Annotated in this window: 2 protein-coding genes; one reads left to right on the forward strand and one right to left on the reverse strand. The window is 70.8% G+C overall.

Annotation, left to right across the window (positions count from 1 at the left end; genetic code table 11):
• Positions 1 to 153 precede the first annotated feature (153 nt).
• Positions 154 to 1,515, reverse strand: a complete 1,362-nt coding sequence (locus E1264_RS42200) for a M20/M25/M40 family metallo-hydrolase (RefSeq protein ID WP_132183145.1) — start codon at positions 1,513 to 1,515, stop codon at positions 154 to 156.
• A 247-nt stretch (positions 1,516 to 1,762) separates the two neighbouring features.
• Between E1264_RS42200 and E1264_RS42205 the strand changes: the two genes are divergently transcribed.
• Complete coding sequence (locus tag E1264_RS42205; RefSeq protein ID WP_207936993.1) at positions 1,763 to 2,149, forward strand: hypothetical protein; 387 nt, start codon at positions 1,763 to 1,765, stop codon at positions 2,147 to 2,149.
• Positions 2,150 to 2,159 lie beyond the last annotated feature (10 nt).

Below are 2,159 nucleotides of genomic sequence, written 5' to 3' on the forward strand. Positions count from 1 at the left end.
CACCCAGGATGCGGGGGCCCGCCGGCGGCCGTGCGTTACGGGGGACCGCCGACGTCTCCTACAGCGCCACCGCCCGGCAATACGTCACGGATCGGGACGATGCCGGGCGATGGCGGACGGTTGCATACAGAAGACGCGGCGCGTCGTCCCCGCCTACTTGTGGCGCGCCACCTCGTACGCGGCGCAGCCGATGATCTCCATCGACACCTTGAGCCGCTTCAGGCTGATGTTCTGCGCGATCGTGTCCTCGGGGGTGTGGTAGATCGGTTCGAGCTGGCTGGGCGCCTCGTTGCCGCGCCAGCTGAAGTTGCCCGCCGCGATCCCGCGCTCGTAGAAGGCCTCGTGGTCGCTGGACCCGCGGGCCGTGGGGCCCTGGACCTGGTCGACGTAGCCGAGCCGGCGCGCGGCGGCGTTCACCGCGGCGGTGGTGGTGTTGTCCTTGCCGTCCACGGACAGCAGCCAGTACGTCTCCGCGGGCGGGTGGCTGGTCGCGACCATGTCGTTCTGGAAGCAGCCGGTGATCTGCTTGACGCCCGTCTCGTCCAGCCCCTTCACGTAGTAGCGGGAGCCGATCAGGCCGTTCTCCTCCGCGCCCCACAGGTAGATGCGGATCGCCTGCTGGGTGGGCAGCCGCCGCAGGACGCGCGCCAGCTCCAGGCACAGCACCGTCCCGCTGGCGTCGTCGTTGGCGCCGGGCGAGCCGGGGACGCTGTCGTAGTGGGCGCTGACGATGACGGCCTTGCCGTCGGGGTTGGGCAGCGTCGCCTTCCGCTCCGCCAGGACGTTGTAGGACGTCATCCCGGTGTGCCCGGTGATCTCGATGGACAGCCGCTTGGCGCCCGCGCGGATCCGCTCGCCGTGGTATCCGGCCAGGCCGAGCACCGGGATCGCGACCGGTTCGGCCAGGGCGGGGGCGAACGAGGCGGGCTTGCGCTCGGGGAAGGTGTCGGAGCGCGCGTTGATGATGAGCGCCGCCTTGGCGCCGGCGGCCGCGGCGGCCTTGGCCTGGTCGGTCTCCTTGCCGGTGATGCGGTCGAACACCACCAGCTTGCCGTCCGCGTCGGCCGGGACCTCGACGACCTTGCCCACGTCCAGCACGGTTCCGCGGACGGCGTCGGTCGCGCCCTGCAGCGAGGCGCTGGCCTGCCAGAGCCGCTCGCCCTTGGCGCGGATCTCCGCCAGGTTCTTGTCCGCGACGGGGAAGGGCTGCAGCTCGACCTTGTAGCCGAGGTCGCGCAGCACGCCGGCGATGTAGCGGGCGGCGCGGTGCTCGGACTCGGTCCCGGCGATGCGCCAGCCGATCCCGTCGCTGAGCACCTTCAGGTGCTTCAGCGCCCGGCGGACGTCGATGCGGGCGACCACGGCCTTGTCGCCGGTGGTGAGGGAGGGCGGCAGCAGGGCGCCGGGGCGCTGCCGGGTCGCGGCGGCGGCGGTGCCGGGAAGCAGGCCGACGGTCGCGAATCCTGCGAAGGCCGCGGCTCCGGCGAGCAGGTCACGGCGATTGACCTCGGTCATGGGCGTCTCCTCGGGGAGATCGGGGCGCATACCCGTCCCGGGCCGGATTTCGGCCGGTAACGGATGACGGCGCCGCGAGGAACAGGGCCCCCGTTCCCCGAGAATCTACGAAAGCCCCCCAATTCCGACAAGGACGGCTGATCGCTCCGCAACTCAAACGTGATCAAGTCCGGGCCCTGTTACGGGACGCAATAGCGTGGGAGCATCACTCACGGCGACGGATGTTCATTCGAACAGAGGTGAGTGGATGTATCCGATTCCGCACGGCGGAGCCGAGCCCGTCCTGCTGCAGATCGGCGATATCTCCCTGACGAGCACGCACGTCATCCTCCCGTACGGGCGCTACCCGCTGCACGGCGCCACCTGGACCATCCAGGACTCTACCCAGGTCACCGAGGGAATCCCGGTGGTGGCCATCGTCCTGACGATCGTCTTCGTCTGGTTCTGCCTGCTGGGGCTGCTCTTCCTGCTGATGAAGGAGCGCCGCTACCTCGGCTTCGTGACCATCTCCGTCACCGGCCCCGGCTTCCACCACACGGCCCAGTTCCCACCGGGCCCGCAGGCGGGCGCGTGGGCCGCCAACGCGGTGGCACACGCCCGCAGCATCACCGCCATGGCCCCGCCCGCCGCCTAGCCGCCCCGCC

It is taken from the genome of Actinomadura sp. KC216, from assembly GCF_004348535.1.
Classification (GTDB): domain Bacteria; phylum Actinomycetota; class Actinomycetes; order Streptosporangiales; family Streptosporangiaceae; genus Spirillospora.